The 18,385-nt window shown below is 70.3% G+C and carries 15 protein-coding genes and 2 pseudogenes; 6 read left to right on the forward strand and 11 right to left on the reverse strand.

What is annotated here, in order from left to right:
• Window positions 1-25: 25 nt before the first annotated feature.
• Both J0695_RS20105 and J0695_RS20110 read right to left on the reverse strand, forming a co-directional pair.
• Window positions 26-598, reverse strand: a complete 573-nt coding sequence (locus J0695_RS20105; protein ID WP_206963495.1) for a cob(I)yrinic acid a,c-diamide adenosyltransferase — start codon at window positions 596-598, stop codon at window positions 26-28.
• Window positions 599-611: 13 nt separating this feature from the next.
• Window positions 612-1,163: pseudogene (locus tag J0695_RS20110) on the reverse strand (ABC transporter permease); the annotation flags it as partial.
• Here J0695_RS20110 and J0695_RS44010 point away from each other — a divergent pair.
• The 4 genes and pseudogenes from J0695_RS44010 to J0695_RS20125 all read left to right on the forward strand — a co-directional run.
• Window positions 1,153-1,251 (forward strand): annotated as a pseudogene (locus J0695_RS44010) (TetR/AcrR family transcriptional regulator); the annotation flags it as partial. The pseudogenes J0695_RS20110 and J0695_RS44010 overlap by 11 nt on opposite strands.
• Before the next feature lie 193 nt (window positions 1,252-1,444).
• Window positions 1,445-2,293 (forward strand): 3-hydroxyacyl-CoA dehydrogenase family protein, encoded by an 849-nt coding sequence (locus tag J0695_RS20115; protein ID WP_206963497.1) that lies wholly within the window; start codon window positions 1,445-1,447, stop codon window positions 2,291-2,293.
• Window positions 2,294-2,437: 144 nt separating this feature from the next.
• Window positions 2,438-2,797, forward strand: a complete 360-nt coding sequence (locus J0695_RS20120) for an STAS domain-containing protein (RefSeq protein ID WP_242552937.1) — start codon at window positions 2,438-2,440, stop codon at window positions 2,795-2,797.
• A 229-nt stretch (window positions 2,798-3,026) separates the two neighbouring features.
• Window positions 3,027-5,585, forward strand: a complete 2,559-nt coding sequence (locus J0695_RS20125) for an ATP-binding protein (protein WP_206963498.1) — start codon at window positions 3,027-3,029, stop codon at window positions 5,583-5,585.
• Window positions 5,586-5,610: 25 nt separating this feature from the next.
• Here J0695_RS20125 and nucS read toward each other — a convergent pair whose 3' ends face one another.
• Entirely contained in the window at window positions 5,611-6,282 is a 672-nt protein-coding gene (nucS, locus tag J0695_RS20130; protein WP_206963499.1) for an endonuclease NucS, read from the reverse strand.
• 262 nt (window positions 6,283-6,544) lie between these two features.
• Here nucS and J0695_RS20135 point away from each other — a divergent pair, with 262 nt between their 5' ends.
• Window positions 6,545-6,937 carry an SCO5389 family protein gene (locus J0695_RS20135; RefSeq protein ID WP_206963500.1) on the forward strand — a complete coding sequence of 131 codons (393 nt, stop codon included), beginning with the start codon at window positions 6,545-6,547 and terminating at the stop codon, window positions 6,935-6,937.
• 84 nt (window positions 6,938-7,021) lie between these two features.
• Here J0695_RS20135 and J0695_RS20140 read toward each other — a convergent pair whose 3' ends face one another.
• Window positions 7,022-8,068 (reverse strand): LLM class flavin-dependent oxidoreductase, encoded by a 1,047-nt coding sequence (locus J0695_RS20140; RefSeq protein ID WP_206963520.1) that lies wholly within the window; start codon window positions 8,066-8,068, stop codon window positions 7,022-7,024.
• 200 nt (window positions 8,069-8,268) lie between these two features.
• On the opposite strand from J0695_RS20140, the gene J0695_RS20145 reads away from it, so the two are divergent.
• Window positions 8,269-8,610: an Rv1322 family protein gene (locus J0695_RS20145; protein WP_206963501.1), complete on the forward strand. Its 342-nt coding sequence runs from the start codon at window positions 8,269-8,271 to the stop codon at window positions 8,608-8,610.
• 12 nt (window positions 8,611-8,622) lie between these two features.
• On the opposite strand, the gene J0695_RS20150 is transcribed toward J0695_RS20145, so the two are convergent.
• The 7 genes from J0695_RS20150 to mce all read right to left on the reverse strand — a co-directional run bounded on the left by J0695_RS20150 (window position 8,623) and on the right by mce (window position 18,258).
• Complete coding sequence (locus tag J0695_RS20150) at window positions 8,623-9,462, reverse strand: ABC transporter permease (RefSeq protein WP_206963502.1); 840 nt, start codon at window positions 9,460-9,462, stop codon at window positions 8,623-8,625.
• Window positions 9,459-10,817 carry an ABC transporter ATP-binding protein gene (locus J0695_RS20155; RefSeq protein ID WP_206963503.1) on the reverse strand — a complete coding sequence of 453 codons (1,359 nt, stop codon included), beginning with the start codon at window positions 10,815-10,817 and terminating at the stop codon, window positions 9,459-9,461. The genes J0695_RS20150 and J0695_RS20155 overlap by 4 nt, the downstream gene beginning before the upstream one ends.
• 117 nt (window positions 10,818-10,934) lie before the next feature.
• Entirely contained in the window at window positions 10,935-11,708 is a 774-nt protein-coding gene (locus J0695_RS20160; protein ID WP_206963504.1) for an ABC transporter permease, read from the reverse strand.
• Between the two features lie 3 nt (window positions 11,709-11,711).
• Window positions 11,712-12,698 carry an ABC transporter ATP-binding protein gene (locus J0695_RS20165; protein WP_206963505.1) on the reverse strand — a complete coding sequence of 329 codons (987 nt, stop codon included), beginning with the start codon at window positions 12,696-12,698 and terminating at the stop codon, window positions 11,712-11,714.
• Between the two features lie 83 nt (window positions 12,699-12,781).
• Window positions 12,782-13,720, reverse strand: a complete 939-nt coding sequence (locus J0695_RS20170; RefSeq protein WP_206963506.1) for a coiled-coil domain-containing protein — start codon at window positions 13,718-13,720, stop codon at window positions 12,782-12,784.
• A 114-nt stretch (window positions 13,721-13,834) separates the two neighbouring features.
• The gene (gene scy, locus J0695_RS20175) at window positions 13,835-17,647 is read right to left on the reverse strand and encodes a polarized growth protein Scy (protein WP_206963521.1); all 3,813 of its coding nucleotides are present in this window, start codon (window positions 17,645-17,647) and stop codon (window positions 13,835-13,837) included.
• A gap of 170 nt (window positions 17,648-17,817) precedes the next feature.
• On the reverse strand, window positions 17,818-18,258 hold the full coding sequence (gene mce / locus J0695_RS20180; RefSeq protein ID WP_206963507.1) for a methylmalonyl-CoA epimerase: 441 nt from the start codon (window positions 18,256-18,258) through the stop codon (window positions 17,818-17,820).
• Between the last annotated feature and the right edge of the window lie 127 nt (window positions 18,259-18,385).

Below are 18,385 nucleotides of genomic sequence, written 5' to 3' on the forward strand. Positions count from 1 at the left end.
CCTCAATCGCCGGAGGGGCTTTCTCCTACCGCTCGCCGCCCGGGACCCACAGGACGTCGCCGATCTCCTTGTTCGCTGTGCGGGCCAGGATGAACAGGAGGTCCGAGAGGCGGTTGAGGTACGTAGCCGTCAGCGGGTTCATCACCTCCCTGTGCACTTCCAGCGCCGCCCACGTGTTGCGCTCGGCCCGCCGTACCACCGTGCACGCCTGGTGCAGCAGGGCCGCGCCCGGTGTGCCGCCCGGGAGGATGAAGCTGCGGAGCTTCTCCAGCTCCTCCAGGAAGCGGTCGCAGTCCGCCTCCAGCTTGTCGATGTACGACTGCTCCACGCGCAGCGGCGGGAACTCCGGGTTCTCCACCACCGGGGTGCACAGGTCCGCGCCCACGTCGAAGAGGTCGTTCTGGATGCGGGTGAGGACCTTCACGACCTCCTCGTCCAGTGCGCCCAGCGCGATCGCCGTGCCGAGCGCCGCGTTGGCCTCGTTGGCGTCGGCGTACGCGGAGATCCGGAGATCGGTCTTGGCGGTGCGGCTCATGTCCCCCAGGGCGGTGGTGCCCTGGTCGCCGGTACGGGTGTAGATGCGCGTCAGATTGACCATGCCACCAGCGTAGTTACGCTCCGGCCCGGCGGAAGACACGTGTGCCCACCGTCACGGAGAACACCGCGAAACCGACGGCGACCAGCACCCCGTACAGCATCTGCGCCGTCGCGTACTGGCCGAGGTACGCGCTGCGCACCGCGTCGACGAGATAGCGGAACGGTACGAAGTGGGAGAGGACGTTCAGCCAGGCCGGTCCCAGCGCGATCGGCAGCATCAGGCCCGACAGCAGCATCGAGGGCATGGTGAAGGAGTTGACCAGTGGTCCGAACTCCTGCGGGCGGTCGACGCCCAGCGCCACCGCGTACGAGAGCGAGCCCAGCGAGAGGGTCAGCAGGGCGACGAACGCGAAGCCGATCAGGACGCCGGCCAGCGGGGCGCGCAACCCCATGACCAGCGCGGCCAGCACCAGTACGGCCGCCTGCAGGACGAAGAGCGCGGCGTCGCGCAGGACGCGGCCGAGCAGCAGTGCCAGGCGGCTGACCGGGGTCACGCGCATGCGCTCGACGACCCCGAAGTTCTTCTCGACGATGATCGCGAATCCGGAGAACGCCGAGCCGAACAGGGCGTCGCGCGACGCGCTCGGACTCCTCGACGAGATGGAGGAACTGCTGAGCGAGAAGGTGCTCAACTACGCGGTGCGTGACGCGTGATGGGCCGGCCCGGTGTGATGTCCGTCATGAAATAAGGTACTTCGGCCCGAAGGGCCACGTTGAGGGGTGGCGGTCGGGTGACGGGAGGGCGTGACGCGCATCTCTATGCGGCCTAAAGGCGCCCCCCGGCCGATAGCCTCCGCACCGGAGCAGTTGCAGAGAAGTCGTCGGAGTTGTCGAAGGGGTAGTGCACGTGGCCAGGAAGCTTGCCGTCATCGGGGCCGGACTCATGGGGTCCGGTATCGCACAGGTATCGGCGCAGGCCGGCTGGGACGTCGTACTGCGCGATGTGACCGATGCGGCGCTGACGCGGGGTACGGACGGCATCAAGGCCTCGTACGACCGCTTTGTCGCGAAGGGGAAGCTGGAGGCGTCCGACGCGGACGCCGCGCTCTCCCGGATCACCACGAGCACCGATCTGGACGCGGTCGCCGACGCCGACATCGTTATCGAGGCCGTCTTCGAGAAGCTCGAGGTCAAGCACGAGATCTTCCGTGCGCTCGACGCGATCGTGCGGGACGACGCCGTGCTCGCCTCCAACACCTCCGCCATCCCGATCACCAAGATCGCCGCGGTGACGCAGCGTCCGGAGCGGGTCGTCGGCGCGCACTTCTTCTCGCCGGTGCCCATGATGCAGCTCTGCGAGCTGGTGCGCGGCTACAAGACGAGCGACGAAACGCTCGCCACCGCACGGGAATTCGCCGAGTCGGTGGGCAAGACCTGCATCGTCGTCAACCGTGACGTGGCCGGCTTCGTGACCACCCGGCTGATCTCGGCCCTGGTGGTCGAGGCGGCCAAGCTGTACGAATCGGGCGTGGCCAGCGCGGAAGACATCGACATCGCCTGCAAGTTGGGGTTCGGACACGCGATGGGACCCCTCGCGACCGCCGACCTGACGGGCGTCGACATCCTGCTGCACGCCACCGGAAACATCTACACGGAGTCGCAGGACGAGAAGTTCGCGGCCCCCGAGCTGATGCGCCGGATGGTGGACGCGGGAGATATCGGCCGCAAAAGCGGGCAGGGCTTCTACAAGCACTAGGCATTTGTCGCTCCAGGGGTCACCCCCAGGAGTGAATTCGGTATCAGTTCGCTTACAGACGGCAACTTCTCTGCCTGTCGGGCAGTCAGTTCAGTGACATACGTGAAAGACGTGAATCACGCAGAGCACTCTCGGGGAGTTCATATGCACATCAAGGGCGACCATGCCGAGCTGGTCGTCGGGGGCCGCCTCGACGTCCGCAGCGCGGCGGACGCCCGTACGGTCCTGCACACGGCCGTCGACGACGGAGCCGGCGACCTGGTGCTCGACCTGACCGAGCTGGACTCCTGGGATGCGACCGGACTCGGCGTCATCATGGGCGCCCACCGGCGGGCCGGACGGTGCGGGCGCAGGCTGGTGCTCCGTGGCGTACCGCCGCAGATGCAGCGGCTTCTGGTGGCGACCCGGTTGCATCGCATTCTGGCCATTGAGGGCGGAATCGTCGCAGTCGGATCTGCGGGAGTTCCCGTCCCGCAGGAAGACACCGTGCTTCCCCGGGTGTGACGGTTGTGGAGGGAGTGTGAGGATGGGATTCCTTGCGCAATCCTCACGAAGCTGTGACGTCTTGGGCGGCCCGGCACCCCGCGTGTTCATGGATACTGTGCGAAGGTTTAGGGTTCGCTCGCCCACCGATTGACGAACCCATGCGGTGGGCACCGGACCAGAAGCGACAGCGTGGTGTGCGAGGCCGGGTGGGGCAACCGCACGCAGCGCCATCTGGGGGGCTTTGACCATGGACCCGATAAACCGGGGACCGGAAGAGTACGGCCACGACAACAGCGACTACAGCGACGGACGTGGTGAAGGCGCACGGCCGCAGCGCCCGCCCCGCGACGCGCTGACACCCGATCTCGGGCAGTCCCCGTCGGCCGCGCCCGTGCGTACCGTCCAGCTCATCACCGGCGACTTCCTGCTCACCGTCAACCCCGTCGACGGCAGCGAGATCGCAGCCTGCCCGCCGGGGGAGCAGCCCGCCCGTCCGCTGCGGCACCGGGCCGCCGAGCGCGCGGAGCTGCTGCGCGCGGCGAGGCCGCCCGTACCGCCGGGACCGCTCGCACCCCGACTCCCGCTCCTGGAGCGGCAGGAGGAGCGCGAGAGGCTGGTCCGGCTCCTGGCGCGCGGACGCTCCGTACGGCTGACAGGGTCTGGCGGCTCCGGCCGCACCGCGCTCCTCGACGCCGTCGCCGACGACTGCGCGGAGCTCGCTCCCGACGGTGTCGTACGGCTCTCGGGCTACCACCGCACGCCCGCCGACCTCCTCCATGACCTCTTCGCCGCCGTCTTCAGCGCACCGCTGCACCGGCCCGACCGCGGCGAACTCCTCGAACTGGTCCACCAGATAGGCGCGATCGTCGTCCTGGACGACCTGGAGTTCGGCGGCGGCGCGCTGGACGAGCTCCTCGACGCGACACCCGAGTGCGCCTTCCTGCTCTCCGCGACGCCCGAGACCGCCGCGCCGTCCGACACCTCGCACATCGAAGAGGTCTTCCTCGGCGGTCTGGGCCGCAGCGCCTCGCTGGAGCTCCTGGAGCGCGCCGTGGAGCGGCCGCTCACCGACGAGGAGGCCAACTGGGCGGGCGACCTCTGGTTCGAGTCCGAGGGGCTGCCGCTGCGCTTCGTACAGGCGGGTGCCCTGCTGCGCCAGCGCGACCTGCAGCGGATCGACCCGGAGGCTTTCGACTCGTACGGGTACTTCGAGGGGCAGCCGGTTGACGCCCCCTCCGGGGCCGAGGACGCGCACGATCTCCCGCTGCCCTCGCTGGGCGAGGGAGCGGCCCCCGCGGCCCTGCTCGCCACCCGGCTGAGCGAGTCCGCCAGGGACACCCTGCGCTTCGCGGTGGCGCTCGGCGGCGAGGTTCCGCACCAGGCGCATCTGCCGGCGCTGGTGGGGGACACCCACGCGGACGCCGCGCTGGGCGAGCTGGCCCACTGCGGGCTGCTCTCCGCGGTCGGTGCGCGCTACCGGCTCGCCGCCGGTGTCGTGCACCAGCTGGTGGCCGCCGGGTACGGCGACTCCGCCGCTGAGGGCGACACCACCGCCACCCGCGCGCACACCGCCGCCCAGCACTACGCCTGGTGGGCCTCCCATCCCTCGGTGACGCCCGAGCGGGCGGCCGCCGAGGCGGATGCGGTACTGGCCGCGCTCACCGCTCTGGTGACCGCGGGCGGGGCGGGGAACGCGGGCACCGCCGTGGAGCTGGCACACAGCGCCGCCCCCGCCTTCGCCGCGGGTCTGCACTGGGGCGCCTGGGAGCGGGCCCTGCGAACGGGCCAGGAGGCGGCCAGGATCTCCGGCGAAGTCGCCGAAGAGGCCTACTTCCACCATGAGTTGGGCGTTCTGGCGCTCTGCACCGGGAACATCGACCGGGCGCGCGCCGAGCTCGAAGCGTCGATCGCGATGCGTGGCGCACTCGCCGACAAGCGCGGCACGGTCGCCGGACGCAGGGCGCTCGCCCTGGTCGCCGACCGGTCGGGCGCGGGTGCGGGTGCGGGCTTCGGGCTCGACGGCCGTACGCCCGCGGGCGAAGAGGTCCCCGCCGCGCGGTACGAGGAGTCCGCTTCGCCGCCAGGCGGCGTACCGGCTGCCGTACCGCCCCTGTCCGGTCTCCCTTCGGAGAGCGAGACGGTGGTCACCCGGCGGACCAGGACCGCACTGCCCGCAGGCGCACCTGTCCGGCGCATGGTGCTCCGCGGCGCACGGCGCAACATGGTGGCCGCGGGTGCGGGCGCCCTGCTCGCCGCCGTACTCGTCACCGTGGTGACGCTCGGCGCGACCTCGGGGAACGGCGACTCGCCCTCCGACAAGGGCGGCAACGGTCAGTCGGTCCAGGAGGGCACCGACAAGGACGGGCTCAACGCGGACACCCCGACCGACGGCTCCACCAACCGTCCCGGCGGCGGTGGGAACAACGGCGGCGACACGGGCGGCAACAGCGGCAATCCGGCCGATCCGTCGAGTTCTGCCCCGGGCGCCTCGGGATCCAGTACGCAGCCGGGCACCACCACCGGTCCGCCGACCACGCCGGGCACCCCGGGAAAGCCGTCCACGCCGGGCAGGAGCACCACGCCGGGTACGCCGACGAAGCCCCCGTCCCACACGCCCACCAAGTCGCCGACCTCGCCGCCCCCGACCACACCGACGCCGACACCCACACCGACGCCGAGCGATACCAAGACGACGACCACGCCGTCCACGACGACCTCGGCCAGTGGATCGACGGCGCCGACGAAAACGACAACGCCGCCCAGTACGGCACCGTCCGGTGCGAGCTCGGGGACGGTGCCGGCCTGACCGGCGCTCTGCTTACCGCAGGACGTCAGAACAGCCGCAGCTTGTCGTCCTCGATGCCGCGCATCGCGTTGTAGTCGAGGACGACACAGCCGATCCCGCGGTCCGTCGCCAGTACCCGTGCCTGCGGCTTGATCTCCTGCGCCGCGAACACGCCCTTGACCGGGGCGAGATGGGGATCCCGGTTCAGCAGTTCCAGGTACCGGGTCAACTGCTCGACGCCGTCGATGTCACCGCGCCGCTTCAGCTCCACGGCGACGGTCCCGCCGTCCGCGTCCCGGCAGAGGATGTCGACCGGGCCGATCGCCGTCATGTACTCGCGGCGGATCAGCGTGTAGCCCTCGCCGAGGATCTCGATCCGGTCGGCGAGCAGCTCCTGAAGGTGTGCTTCCACGCCGTCCTTGATGAGCCCCGGATCGATGCCCAGCTCGTGCGAGGAGTCGTGGAGAACCTCCTCCATCGTGATGATGAGCTTCTCTCCCGCCTTGTTCACGACCGTCCACACACCGGCGTCTTCGCCCGCACCCTCCTTCAGGGTGCAGGGCGGTGACATCCAGTTGAGGGGCTTGTACGCCCGGTCGTCGGCATGGATGGAGACACTCCCGTCCGCCTTGACCAGGATCAGGCGCGGCGCGGAGGGCAGATGGGCGGTGAGGCGGCCCGCATAGTCGACGGAGCAGCGGGCGATGACGAGACGCATGGTCGGCAACGCTACTCGACGCGCGGGGGTGGGCGCGATTCGCCCTGAGGGTGACGACCTCGGTGCAGGTGCTGCGGGCCGCACGATATTTCCCGTACGACCCCGTTCGTTATTGGCCGGTTGTGTGCCCAATCTTCTGGTGCGGGCGGGGATGCGCGCTTACCGTGGAAGCTGGAGGTCGCCGTTCGTGCACTCTGCGTCGTCGAACTCCTTCCCTGCCCGTAAGGCCCCGTTCTGTTGCGGGGTCGCGAGAGGAGAACCCATGTCGCTCGACGTCTCACCGGCCCTACTCGAACAGGCCGAGCGAGGCGAGGTCGACGAAGCCGACTTCGTTGACTGCGTCCGGACCTCCCTGCCCTACGCATGGGAGATGATCAGCTCGCTGGTGGCCCAGCTGAAGGTGGACGGCGGCGAGTTCGCCGACAACCAGACGCCTCCGCCCAGCGAGCAGGCGCGTGGCCAGCTGCTGCGTGCCCTTGCGAGTGATGCGATACGAGGTGCGCTGCAGCGGCACTTCGGAGTACGACTGGCATTCCAGAACTGCCACCGTGTGGCGGTCTTCCCGCTGGACGCCTCGGTCGACGAGCGGCTCGCCCGCTTCACCTCGATACGCGGCCAGCTGCTGAACCAGTCGCCCGAACTCCGGGACTGCTGACGCCTTGAGCTGCCGCCCCGCATCGCGGGAGGTGTCACTGATGTGGGGCCGGCAGCACCCCGTACTTTCGGCTTACCGCTCCAACTAGCCGACCAGCGGCAGGACTTCGCTCCCCAGCCGTCGTACGTTCTCCTCTGTGGCGGCCACGTCGCCCGACCCCTCGACGAGCATCGCGAACCGGGTGATGCCGGTCTTCTCGGATGTGGCGGCGATCCGGTCGGCGGCCATCGCGGGCGGGCCCACCGGATGCAGTCCGCAGAGCATTTCCGTGTACGCCACCGGGTCGCGCATCGCGCGATGGCGGCCGTCGACCGTCACATGGGCGTCGAGCCCCTGCTTGAGCCACCCCGGCATCGCCTTCAGCAGCGTCTCCGCCGCCTCCGCCGGGCGGTCCGCGATCTGCGCCACCCCCGCCGACACATGGGCGCCGTCGGGGGAGTGGCCCGCCTCACGGGCGACCCTGCGCCACAGGGCTACCATTCCGGCCTTCTCCTCGTCGTCGCAGTGCATCCCGAGGAGCATCGGAAGTCCGCGCTCCGCAGCGAGCTTCACGCTCTTGGGCGACGTACAGGCGACGACGACTTCCGGACCTTCGGCGCCGACCTCCGGGGAGCCCCCGCCCGGGTCCGCCCCGAGCAATTCTCCCGCCCTGGGGACGACGGCGACCTCGCGGAAGGCGAACCGGTCGCCGGCGGCCGACACCCGGGGTTCGCGCAGCCACCGCAGCAGCAGGTCGAGGGACTCGGGGAAGCCGCTCTCGTACGCGTCCAGGCCGGCCCCGAAGACCTCCAGGTCGACCCATGGCCCGCCGCGCCCCACCCCGAGGCTGAACCGGCCTCCGGACGCGATGTGCAGCAGCGCCGCCTGCTCGCCGAGCGCCACCGGGTGCGCGTTGGGCAGCACACTCACCGCCGTGCCGACGCGGATCCTCTCCGTACGGCCGAGGACCAGCGCGGCCAGGGTGACGGCCGAAGGGCACACCCCGTACGGAACGAAATGGTGCTCGGCCAGCCAGACCGAATCGAGCCCGGATTCCTCGGCGACCTCGGCGGACCGCAGCGCACGGTGCAGCGACTCCCCCTGCCCCTGTCCCGGGAACTGGGCTGCCAGTACAAAGACCCCCACACGCATGGCCATCCGCCTCCTTGCGGGCCGACGCGGCTCCCCCTACCACAGCTAATAACGTCTGACACGTGCCAGAGGCACGGCCTACGCGCGAGTAATTGTGATTGTCCGCCAAGTGGGGTCCGGTGCTGGGGCAAATACCCTCTTCCGCTCCCCGTAGGCTGGGACGAGAGAGAAAGTGTCCGGTCTGCCCCGTGAGGTGTCACGTGTCCCCGCGCCGCAACCACCCCCGTGGTGGGACGAGTCCGAGCGAGCCCGAAGGTGAAGGCGTCGGAGGCGGCAGCCCCGACCGCTTCGGACTGCAGAGCACCGAGTCCTGGCAGGGCGAGGAGTGGTCGGTCCGCATGGTCAGCGGGGCCGCGGCGGCGGGCAAGCGCTACCGCTGCCCCGGCTGCGACCAAGAGATCCCCTCGGGCGTCCCGCATGTGGTGGCATGGCCCGAGTACGGCGGCGTGGACGACCGGCGTCACTGGCACAAGGCCTGCTGGAACGCGAAGGGCCGCCGCACCACGAGGGTGCAGCGGTCCCGTAACGCGCCCCGCTACTGAGGCGGTTGCTTCTTATACGTCGCGCTTGTTCAGCAGCGCGAAGGACCCCGCCATCGCCGCCGCCGTGACCACGGCCAGCAGGGCGAGCTGCTTCATGCCGTTGCCGCCCTCGTCCCCGGACATGGGGATGGAGAACAGCGCGGACAGCGAGTTCGGGGCGTTGTACTCGATGAGCTTGTCGGAGATCGCCTGCAGGCTCTGCGAGATCCCCATGATCGGGCCGATGATCGACGGCAGGAGCACCACACCGAGCATCGCGGTGATCGCGCCCGCGGAGTGCCGCAGCATCGAGCCGACCGCGACCGCGAGCAGGCCGAGCAGCGAGACGTAGAGCGCGCCGCCGAGGACGCCGCGCGCCCAGTCCCCGCCGCTGGTGGAGCCCGCGTCGCTGTGGATCCCCGCGGTGGCCGCACCGACCAGGCCGATCGCGACGACCAGGGCGGAGAAGGAGACCGCGAAGAAGACGATCATCTTCGCCGCGAGGACGCGCCAGCGCTGCGGGGATGCGGTGAAGGTCGTACGGATCATGCCGGTGCCGTATTCGGAGGAGACCACCAGCACGCCCAGCGTGATGATGCAGATCTGTCCGAGCAACAGTCCGAAGAGGGCGGGAATGGTGAACGGGGCGTCCACGAATTCGCGGTCGTCGACCTGGACGGCGACCAGCAGCCCGATCCCGACGACCAGGACGAACATCACGCCGATCGTCCAGATCGTGGAGCGGACGGTACGGATCTTCGTCCACTCGGAGGCGAGTGCGTGGCCCAGGTGCGTGGAGCGGACGGGGATCGGCGAGGTGTAGCCGCCGCCCATCGGCTGCTGCTGGTAGGGGGTCGGCGTCGGCGCGGTCATCGGGCGTCCTCGGGCTTGTTCAGGTCGGAGGCGGCGGGCGCGGGTGCCTCGGCGGGCGCCGGCTGCGGCGGAGCTGCCGGAGCCGCCGGAGCCGGCGGGGCGGCCGGCGCGGCCGGTGCCTCGATCGGAGCCAGGTGCATGGTCGGGGTCGCCGCCGGCGCGGAGCCACCGGGTGCGGAGGCCTGCACGGCTCCGGCGGAGAGCTGCATCGTGGGCACGGGGGCCGCAACAGGGGCCTGGGGAGCCTGCGGGGCCTGCGCCGGGCCCGCGTACGGGTTCTGGCCCGGAGCCTGTCCAGGGCCCTGGCCGGGCGGCGGCGGGGGATACCAGCCGGGCTGCGGGGCGGCCTCGTACCCCGGCTGCACGCCCACGGGCTGCGGCGGTGCGTAACCGTAACCCTGCTGCGGGACCGGCTGCTGCAGGCCCGCACGCTGGTCCACCGTCGAGCGGAAATCCACGGCGCCCTGCGTCATCCGCATGTACGCCTCCTCCAGCGAGGCCTGGTGCGGGGAGAGCTCCCAGAGGCGTACGTCCGCCTCGTGCGCCAGATCGCTGATCCTCGGCAGCGGCAGCCCGGTCACCCGCAGCCCGCCGTCCTGCTCCGGCATGACATGACCGCCGGCCTCCGTCAGTGCGGCCGTCAGCTTCTCGCGCTGGTCGGGCTCGGTCTGAGGAGTGCGGACCCGCGCGAAGTCCGCGGAATTGGCCGAGATGAAGTCGCTGACACTCATGTCGGAGAGGAGCTGGCCGCGCCCGATCACGATCAAGTGGTCGGCGGTGACGGCCATCTCGCTCATCAGGTGCGAGGAGACGAAGACCGTACGGCCCTCGGCGGCGAGCGCCTTCATGAGGTTGCGGACCCAGAGGATGCCCTCCGGGTCGAGACCGTTGACCGGCTCGTCGAAGAGGAGCACCTGCGGGTCGCCGAGCAGGGCGGCCGCGATGCCCAGGCGCTGGCCCATACCGAGCGAGAAGCTCTTGGAGCGCTTGCGGGCGACGTCCTGCAGTCCGACGACCCCCAGCACCTCGTCCACCCGGCGGGCCGGGATCCCGGAGAGCTGGGCCAGACAGAGCAGATGGCTGCGCGCGCTGCGCCCCCCGTGCACGGCCTTGGCGTCGAGCAGCGCGCCGACCTGGCGCGGTGCGTTCGGCAGCTTGCGGAAGGGGTGGCCGCCGATGGTCACATGACCCGCGGTCGGCTCGTCGAGCCCCAGGATCATGCGCATGGTGGTGGATTTGCCGGAACCGTTGGGGCCCAGGAAGCCGGTCACGGTCCCCGGACGCACCTGGAAGGAAAGGTTGTACACGGCTGTCTTGGCGCCATAGCGCTTCGTCAGGCCGACTGCCTCGATCATTCTCCAGCCCCATCGACGGTTTCAGGTCGTCGGGGCTGCCGCCTCGCTGCGGCCGAACGCCCCCGTATGAGTGAGGAGGATATCCAGGCCTTGACGGTTCCGGCCAAGTCGTGAGCGCTAGGCGTCCCGCTTCCTGAGCAGAATCAGGGCGCCGATGACGAAGAGGACCACCCATCCGACCAGGATGGCAAGGCCCGCCCAAGGGCCGTACGAGACGTCGCTGCTGGTGTCCGTGACCACCTGGGTGATCTTCTGACCGGCCTGGTCGGGCAGGTACTGGGCGATCTTCTGGGTCTGCGAGACGGAGTTCAGGATCGGCGAGACCAGGAAGAACAGCGGCATCAGGATGCCGAGCGACAGCATCGACGAGCGCAGGATCGATGCCACGCCCATCGCGAAGATCCCGATGAGTCCCATGTACAGACCGCCGCCGGCGACCGCGCGCAGCACGTTCTCCGAACCGAGCGTGGTGCGGTGGTCGCCGAGCAGGGCCTGGCCGAGGAAGAACGAGCAGAAGGCCGTGATCTGGCCGACGACCAGGGCCAGCACACCCGCCACCGCGATCTTGCTGAGCAGGAAGGTGGTGCGCTGCGGGACCGCGGCGAGCGAGGTGCGGATCATGCCGCTGCTGTACTCGTTGCCCACCACCAGAACACCGAAGACGATCATGGCGAGCTGGCCGAGGACCATCCCCGACATGCTGATCGCGGTCGGGTCGAAGGTGAGCTTGTCCTTCTCCGAGAGATCCGAGAAGTTCGACTTCATCAGCGCGCACAGACCTGCGCTCATGGCCACCGTGACGACCAGGGCGATGAGCAGTGTCCAGATGGTCGAAGCCACCGTACGGATCTTGGTCCATTCCGAGGTGAGGACCGCCGGTACCGATGCCATGGGTCAGGCTCCCTTGTTCTTCTTGGTGGAGCCCTGTCCCCACCGGGGGGCCGGCGGCAGGCCGGGATCGGCGGCCTCACTGTCGTCCGAGTGCGCGTGGTACTCAACGGACCCCGCCGTCATCTGCATGAACGCCTCCTCCAGCGAGGCGCGCTGCGGCGAGAGCTCGTGCAGCACGATCTGATGGCCGGCGGCCAGTTCGCCGAGCTGCTCACTGGTGGCGGAGTCCACCTCGATGGAGCCGTCACCGACACTGACCGCGGTGATGCCGGCCTCGGTGATGATGTCCCTCAGCCGCTCCTGCTGCGGCGAGCGCAGCCGTACATAGCTGCGTGAGTTCTGCTGGATGAAGTCGGCCATCGAGGTGTCGGCGAGCAGCTTCCCCTGGCCGATGACGATCAGATGGTCGGCGGTGAGCGCCATCTCGCTCATCAGGTGGCTGGACACGAAAATCGTCCGCCCCTCCGAAGCGAGGCGTTTCATCAGGTTGCGGATCCAGTGGATGCCCTCGGGGTCGAGACCGTTGACCGGCTCGTCGAACATCAGGATCTCGGGGTTGCCGAGCAGCGCGGAGGCGATGCCGAGACGCTGTCCCATGCCCAGCGAGAAGCCCTTGGACTTCTTCTTCGCCACGGGAGCGAGGCCGACGGTGTCCAGGACCTCCGAGACCCTGGACGTCGGGATCCGGTTGGACTGGGCGAGACAGAGCAGGTTGTTGTACGCGCTCCGGCCGCCGTGCATCGCCTTGGCGTCGAGGAGCGCACCGATGTACTTCAGGGGCTCGGCAAGGTCGCGGTAGTGCTTGCCGTCGATACGGACCGATCCGCCGGTCGGGTTGTCGAGACCGATCATCATCCGCATCGTCGTCGACTTGCCGGCGCCGTTCGGACCGAGGAACCCGGTCACCATGCCCGGTCTGACCTGGAAGGACAGCTGGTCGACGGCGGTCTTGTCGCCGTACCGCTTGGTGAGGCCCTCGAGCTCGATCATGCCGTCACGCTAAAACGGCGCAAAGCCCCCCGCCACCGGAGTGGCGAGGGGCTCTGGGCCGTACGCACTTATGGGTCTGCTGCCTAGCGGGTCTGCTGCGCCGGAACGCCGCGGGAGACCGGCTCGTCGTCCACCGGGCTGCTCGCGGCGGCGACAGCGGCACCGGTGAGGGTGGCCAGCATCTCGCGGACATTGGTCAGCTGCGCGTTGATCGAGTCGCGGCGGTTCGTCAGCGCCGCCAGCTCGCGCTCCGACTCGCTGCGGATCCGGTCGGCCTTGGCATTGGCGTCGGCCACGATGTCCTCGGCCTGGCGCTGTGCCGTCTCCACCGTCTGACGGGCGCGGCGCTCCGCGTCCGTACGGAGCTTCTCGGCCTCCAGGCGGAGCTGCTCGGCGCGGTGCTCGATCTCGGCCAGACGCTTCTCGGCCTTGGCCTGACGCGAGGCCAGGTCGCGCTCCGACTGCTCACGGCGCTTGGCGAGGTTCGTCTCGAAGTCCGCGGCGGCCTGGGCGGCCTTGGCGCGGGTCTCCTCGAAGAGGGCGTCCGCCTCCTCACGCTTCTGCTGCGCGTCCTTCTGGGCCTCGCCACGCAGCGTCGAGGCGTCGCTCTTCGCCTTCTCGACGATCCGGACGCCCTCGTCCTCGGCCTTCGACTTGCGCTCGGAGGAGAAGGACTCGGCGTCGTTGCGCACCTGCTGGGCGGCGGACTCGGCGAGCTCGCGGTGCTGCTCGGCGGCGCGGCGGGCCTCCTCACGAAGGTCCTTCGCCTCCTCCTCGGCGAGGCGGAGGATCTTCTCTACACGGGCACCGAGTCCGGCGTACGACGGCTCCGCGTCGCTGACCTGTGCCTGGGCGTTCTGCGTCTCGAGGTGAAGCTCCTCGATGCGCTTTTCGAGAGAGGTGATCCGTGCGAGAGCGCTGTCACGGTCGGCGACGAGCTTGGTAATGCGGTCATCCACCTGACCGCGGTCGTAACCACGCCGCACTAGCTCGAAGCCGAATGGGGAGGAAGTGTCGCTCATGGGGTTCCTGTCGAATGAGACCGGTGAGGTGATAGGGGGAATCCTAGGGGCCGAAGCGGCGTGTCACGGTGCAGATGCCCGTTTGATCTGGAGAATGTCCAGCCTTTTGAGTGGCTAGTTCTCCGAAGACTTGCCACTCGTACGGGTTGCGCCTGCTGAGGCGCCCGCCTTGACGGCCCCCTCCTTGGCGCCCCCGGACGGCGCCTCAAAGGATTCCAACGCCTCAAGTACGTCCTGGACACGGGAGATCTCGGCCTGGATGTCCTTGCGCCTGCGCACCAGCACATCGTGCTCGCGCGTGGCATCGGCGACCAGCTGCTCGGCCTCGGCCCTCGCCTCGCTGCGGATCTGCTCGGCCTCCCGTACCAGCGAAGCCTTCTTCTGCTCGGCCTCCTTGAGCAGCGACTCGGCCCGCTTCACGGCGGCGATACGGACCTTGCCGGCCTCCGAACTGGCATCGGACACCAGCTCCTTGGCCTTCGCCTCGGCCTCGACCTGCTGGTCGGACGCGGCCTTCATCAGGTTGTCGACGCGCTCGCCCGCATTGCGCATCTGCTCGGAGGTCTCCCTGCGGGCCCGCTCGTGCAGTTCCTCGACCTCGCCCGTGATGCGGTCGCGCAGCTCCTCGGAGCGTTCCCTTATGGCGGTGGCGTCCCGGCGTGCGCCGACGAGGAGTTCGTCCGCGTCGGTACGGGACCGCTCGACCAGGCTGTTGCCCTCGACGGTCGCCTCCGCGGTGATCCGCTCGGCTTCACTGCGGGCCGCGCCGACCATGGTGTCGGACTGCGCCTCGGCCTCGGTGGCCGAACGCAGTGCCTCCTCCTGGGCCTTGGCGATCAGCTGGTCGGCCTGTTCGGCGGCGTCCGAGCGGCGCTTGGAGGCCTCCGCACGCGCCTCGTCGAGGACCCGGTCGGCCTCCGACTGGGCGTCGGAGCGCAGTTGTTCGGCCGTGGCCGCACCCTCGGCCTTGACGCGTTCGGCGTCGTTACGGATCCGCTCCGCGGCCTGCTGGGCGGAGCCCACCGTCTCGGCGGCCTCGGCGCGCAGCTGTTCGGCCTCGCCCGAGGCGTCGCGTACGAGCTTCTCGGCGCGGGCCACCGATTCGGTCTGCAGCTGCTCGGCGGCGGCGGTGGAGTCGAAGCGCAGCCGCTCGGCCTCCGACGACGCCTCGGTGATCAGCAGATCGGCCTGTCCTGCGGCGTCCGAGCGGATGCGGTTGGCGTCCTCGCGGGCCTCCGCCCTGGCGCGGGCGGCATCCTGCTCGGCGGAGGCCACCGCGTCGGAGGCCTCGGTGCGCATCCGCTGGGCGTAGTCGGAGCTGTCCGAGCGCAGCCGCTCGGCTTCGGCGATCGCGTCGTTGACGGTGCGCTCGGCGAGGGCCTGGGCGGCCTCGGACTCGCCCTGGGCGGTCGCCCGGATGCGTCCGGCGTCCTCGGAGGCGCGCTCGCGCTCCGCGTAGGCGTCGGAGCGGAGACGGTCCGCCTCCTCCTGCGCCTCGGTCTTCGTACGGTCCGCGGAGTGCTCGGCGGCGGAGCGCAGCCCGGCGACCTCCTGCTCGGCCTGCTCCTGCAGACCCGATACGGAGTCCCGTACCTCCTTGGCGGTCTGCTCGGCGGCGGCGACCATCTCCGTCGCGCGGCGGTCCGCCTCCTCGACGAGCCTGATCGCCTCGGTCTGGGCCTCTTCGACGCGCTTGCGGGCGGAGGCGAGGAGTTCCTCGCTCTGCTCGCGGGCCCGCTCACGCTCCTGTTCGGCCTCGGCACGGGCGGAGTCCAGCGTCTCCTCGGCCTCGCGGCGGCGGCGTACGGCCTCCTCCTGGGCGGCGGCGAGCGCCTCCTGCGCCTCGTTGCCGACGCGCTCGGCCGCTGCCGCGGCTTCTGCCCGTACGCGATCCGCGCTGTCCTGTGCCTCGGATTTGAGGCGCTCGGCCTCTGCGGCGGCGTCGGAACGCAGCCGTACGGCGACGTTCTCGCCCTCGGCCCGCGACTGGGAGGCGTCGGCGGCGGCCTCGTCGCGCAGCCGCTCGGCCTCGCTCTCGGCCTGCGCCTGCAGCGTGCGGATGCGCTCGGCGGCGTCGGCCCGCTGCCGCTCGGTCTCCTCCGCGGCCTCGCGGCGGATCCGCTCGGCCTCGCCGCGGGCGTCGGCCAGCGTCGTCTCGGACGAGGTGAGGCGCTGCTCGGCCTCGGTGTGCAGCCTGGTCAGTTCCTCGGCGGCGTCGGCCCGGCGGGCCTCGACACCGCGTTCGGTCTCCTCGCGGAGCGCCGAAGCGGCCTCCTCCGCCTGGGACGTGACGTCCCCGGCCTGCGCGTCGGCCTCCGCGCGCAGCCGCTCGGCCTCGGCGCGGGTGCGCTCCAGGGTCTCCTCGGCCTGCTTGCGCAGGACCGTGGCGCGCTCGATGGCTTCGGTACGTACCCGCTCGGACTCCGTCGACGCACCCGAGCGCAGCTCGTCCGCGTCCGTACGCGCCTTGGAGAGCAGGTCCTCGGCGGTGGTGGCCGCCTCCTCGATCTGCTGGACGGCCTCCCTGCGGGCCTCGCCGCGGATCCGCTCGCCCTCCGCGACCGCCTCGGCCCGCAGCTGCTCGGCCTCGCCGCGCAGCCTGCGCGCCTCCTCCTGCAGCTCGACCGTCTTGGCCCGGTACTCCTTGGTGTCGTCCTTGGCCGCGCCCTTGAGCTGGTCGGCCTGCTCGGCGGCCTGGACGCGCAGCCGCTCGGCCTCCGCCTCGGTCTCCTGGCGGATCCGCTCGGCCTCGTCGGCCGCTGCCTTGATCGTCGACTTGGCGTCCTCGGACGCCTTGGTGAGGACTTCCTCGGCGGTACGCGCGGCCTTGGCGAGCTGGGCTGCGGTGTCCTCGGCCGCGACCGTACGGGCCTTGTCCCCGGCCTCCTTCACCAGCCGCTCGGCCTCGGCGCGCGCATCGGCGAGTGCCTGCTCGGCCTCCGCCTTGAGCGTCTCGGAGTCCTTGGTGGCCTCGCCGACCAGCCGGGCGATCTCGGCCTTGGCGGTCCTGGTGCGCTGCTCGTTGGTGGACTCGGCGGTGGTCAGCTGCTTGGCGGCCGACTCCTTCGCCTCACTGAGGACCTTCTCGGCCTCGGCGCGCGCCTCGCGCAGCGCCGTCTCGGCCTCCTGCATCCGCTGCTCGGCGGTGCGGCTGAGCTCGGCGGACTGCTGGCGGGCCTGGTCGGACTCGGCGGTCGTGGACGTACGGAGCTGCTCGGCGTGGGTGGTGGCCTCCTGCGCCTGGTTCGACGCGGCGTTCAGCAGCCGTTCGGCGTCCTTGCGGGCGCGCAGCAGGATCGCGTCGGCCTCGGAGCGGGCGGTCTCGGCGGCGGAGCCGAGGCGCTGGCCGGCCTCCTCGGCGACCCTGGCGGCCTCGGCGCGGGCGGCGGACAGGGACTGCTCGGCCTCGGTGCGCGACTCGTCCAGGAGCCTGCGCGCCTGTGATTCGGTACGGGAGCGGAGCTGCTCGGCCCAGGCCACGTTCTCGTTCACGTGCGCCTCGACGGTCTGGCGGCGCTCGTTGAGCTCCTGGTCCAGACGCTGGCGGCGGGTGACGGCCTCGGTGTGCAGCTCGGACTGCAGGCGCGCCTGGTGTTCGGCGTGCTCCTGCAGGATGCGCTGGGTCTGGGCGCGGGCGTCGCGCAGTTCCCGCTCGGCGTCCATCCGCAGTTGGTCGGCCTGCGTCTGGGCATTACGGAGCAGCTGCTCGGCCTGGTAGCCGATGTCCGCCGCGTCGTAGGCAGGGCGGGACGCGAGGTTGCGGCGCGCCTCGTGGAGCTTGGCGCGCAACACCTCGACCTGGTAGCCGAGGTCCTCGGCGTGCTGGACGGCCTTCTCCCGCTCGGTCTTCAGCCGGTCCATCTCGGCCTCGAACCGAGAGAGGTGGTCGTCAGCCCGGTGGCTCTCCTGGCGTTCGTAGCCCCGCACTGCGCGGTCCATCCGTCCCCTGGTCGCAACACTTCTTCCGTACGCGAGCGCGTCGTTGTGCACGACGGCCCCCGGGGAATGGTGTCAGATCATCGGCGAGACCTGGGTCACAGGCCCCGATCCGGCCCCGGACCGGAGCCGCCCACTCTACCGGCCCAGGTATCCGGAGGTCAGTGCTCCGAGGAGGCGGGAGGTGCGGAGGTGACCAGTTCCGTCAGTACGCCGTGACAGTCCTTGGGGTGCAGAAACGTGATGCGGGAGCCCATGGAGCCGATCCGCGGCTGGTCGTACAGGACCCGTACGCCCTTGTCGCGAATGGCCTGGGAGTCACTGTCGACGTCCTCGGTGCCGAAGGCGATGTGGTGCACGCCCTCACCGTTCTTGGCCAGCCACTTTCCCACCGCGGAGTCCTCGCGGGTGGGTTCCAGGAGCTGGATGTAGGAGGCGCCGCCGTCGGACGTCTCGTTGATCTTGAGCATGGCCTCCCGTACGCCCTGCTCCTCGTTGACTTCGGTGTGGAAGACCTCGAAGCCGTACGTCGCACGGTAGAACTCGACGGTGGCGTCGAGGTCATGACAGGCGATCCCGATGTGGTCGATTCGCGTCAGCATGGGGTAAGTGCAGCGTGCCGACGGGTGGTTACGCAACGTGCGCGCGATCACATTCGCGGGCCGGTGACGCCGGGCCTACCGCTCAGTACATTGCAAGTAAACCCTCGTTCACATCTCACCATCCAAG

It is taken from the genome of Streptomyces beijiangensis, assembly GCF_017315755.1.
Taxonomy (GTDB): Bacteria; Actinomycetota; Actinomycetes; order Streptomycetales; family Streptomycetaceae; genus Streptomyces; species Streptomyces beijiangensis.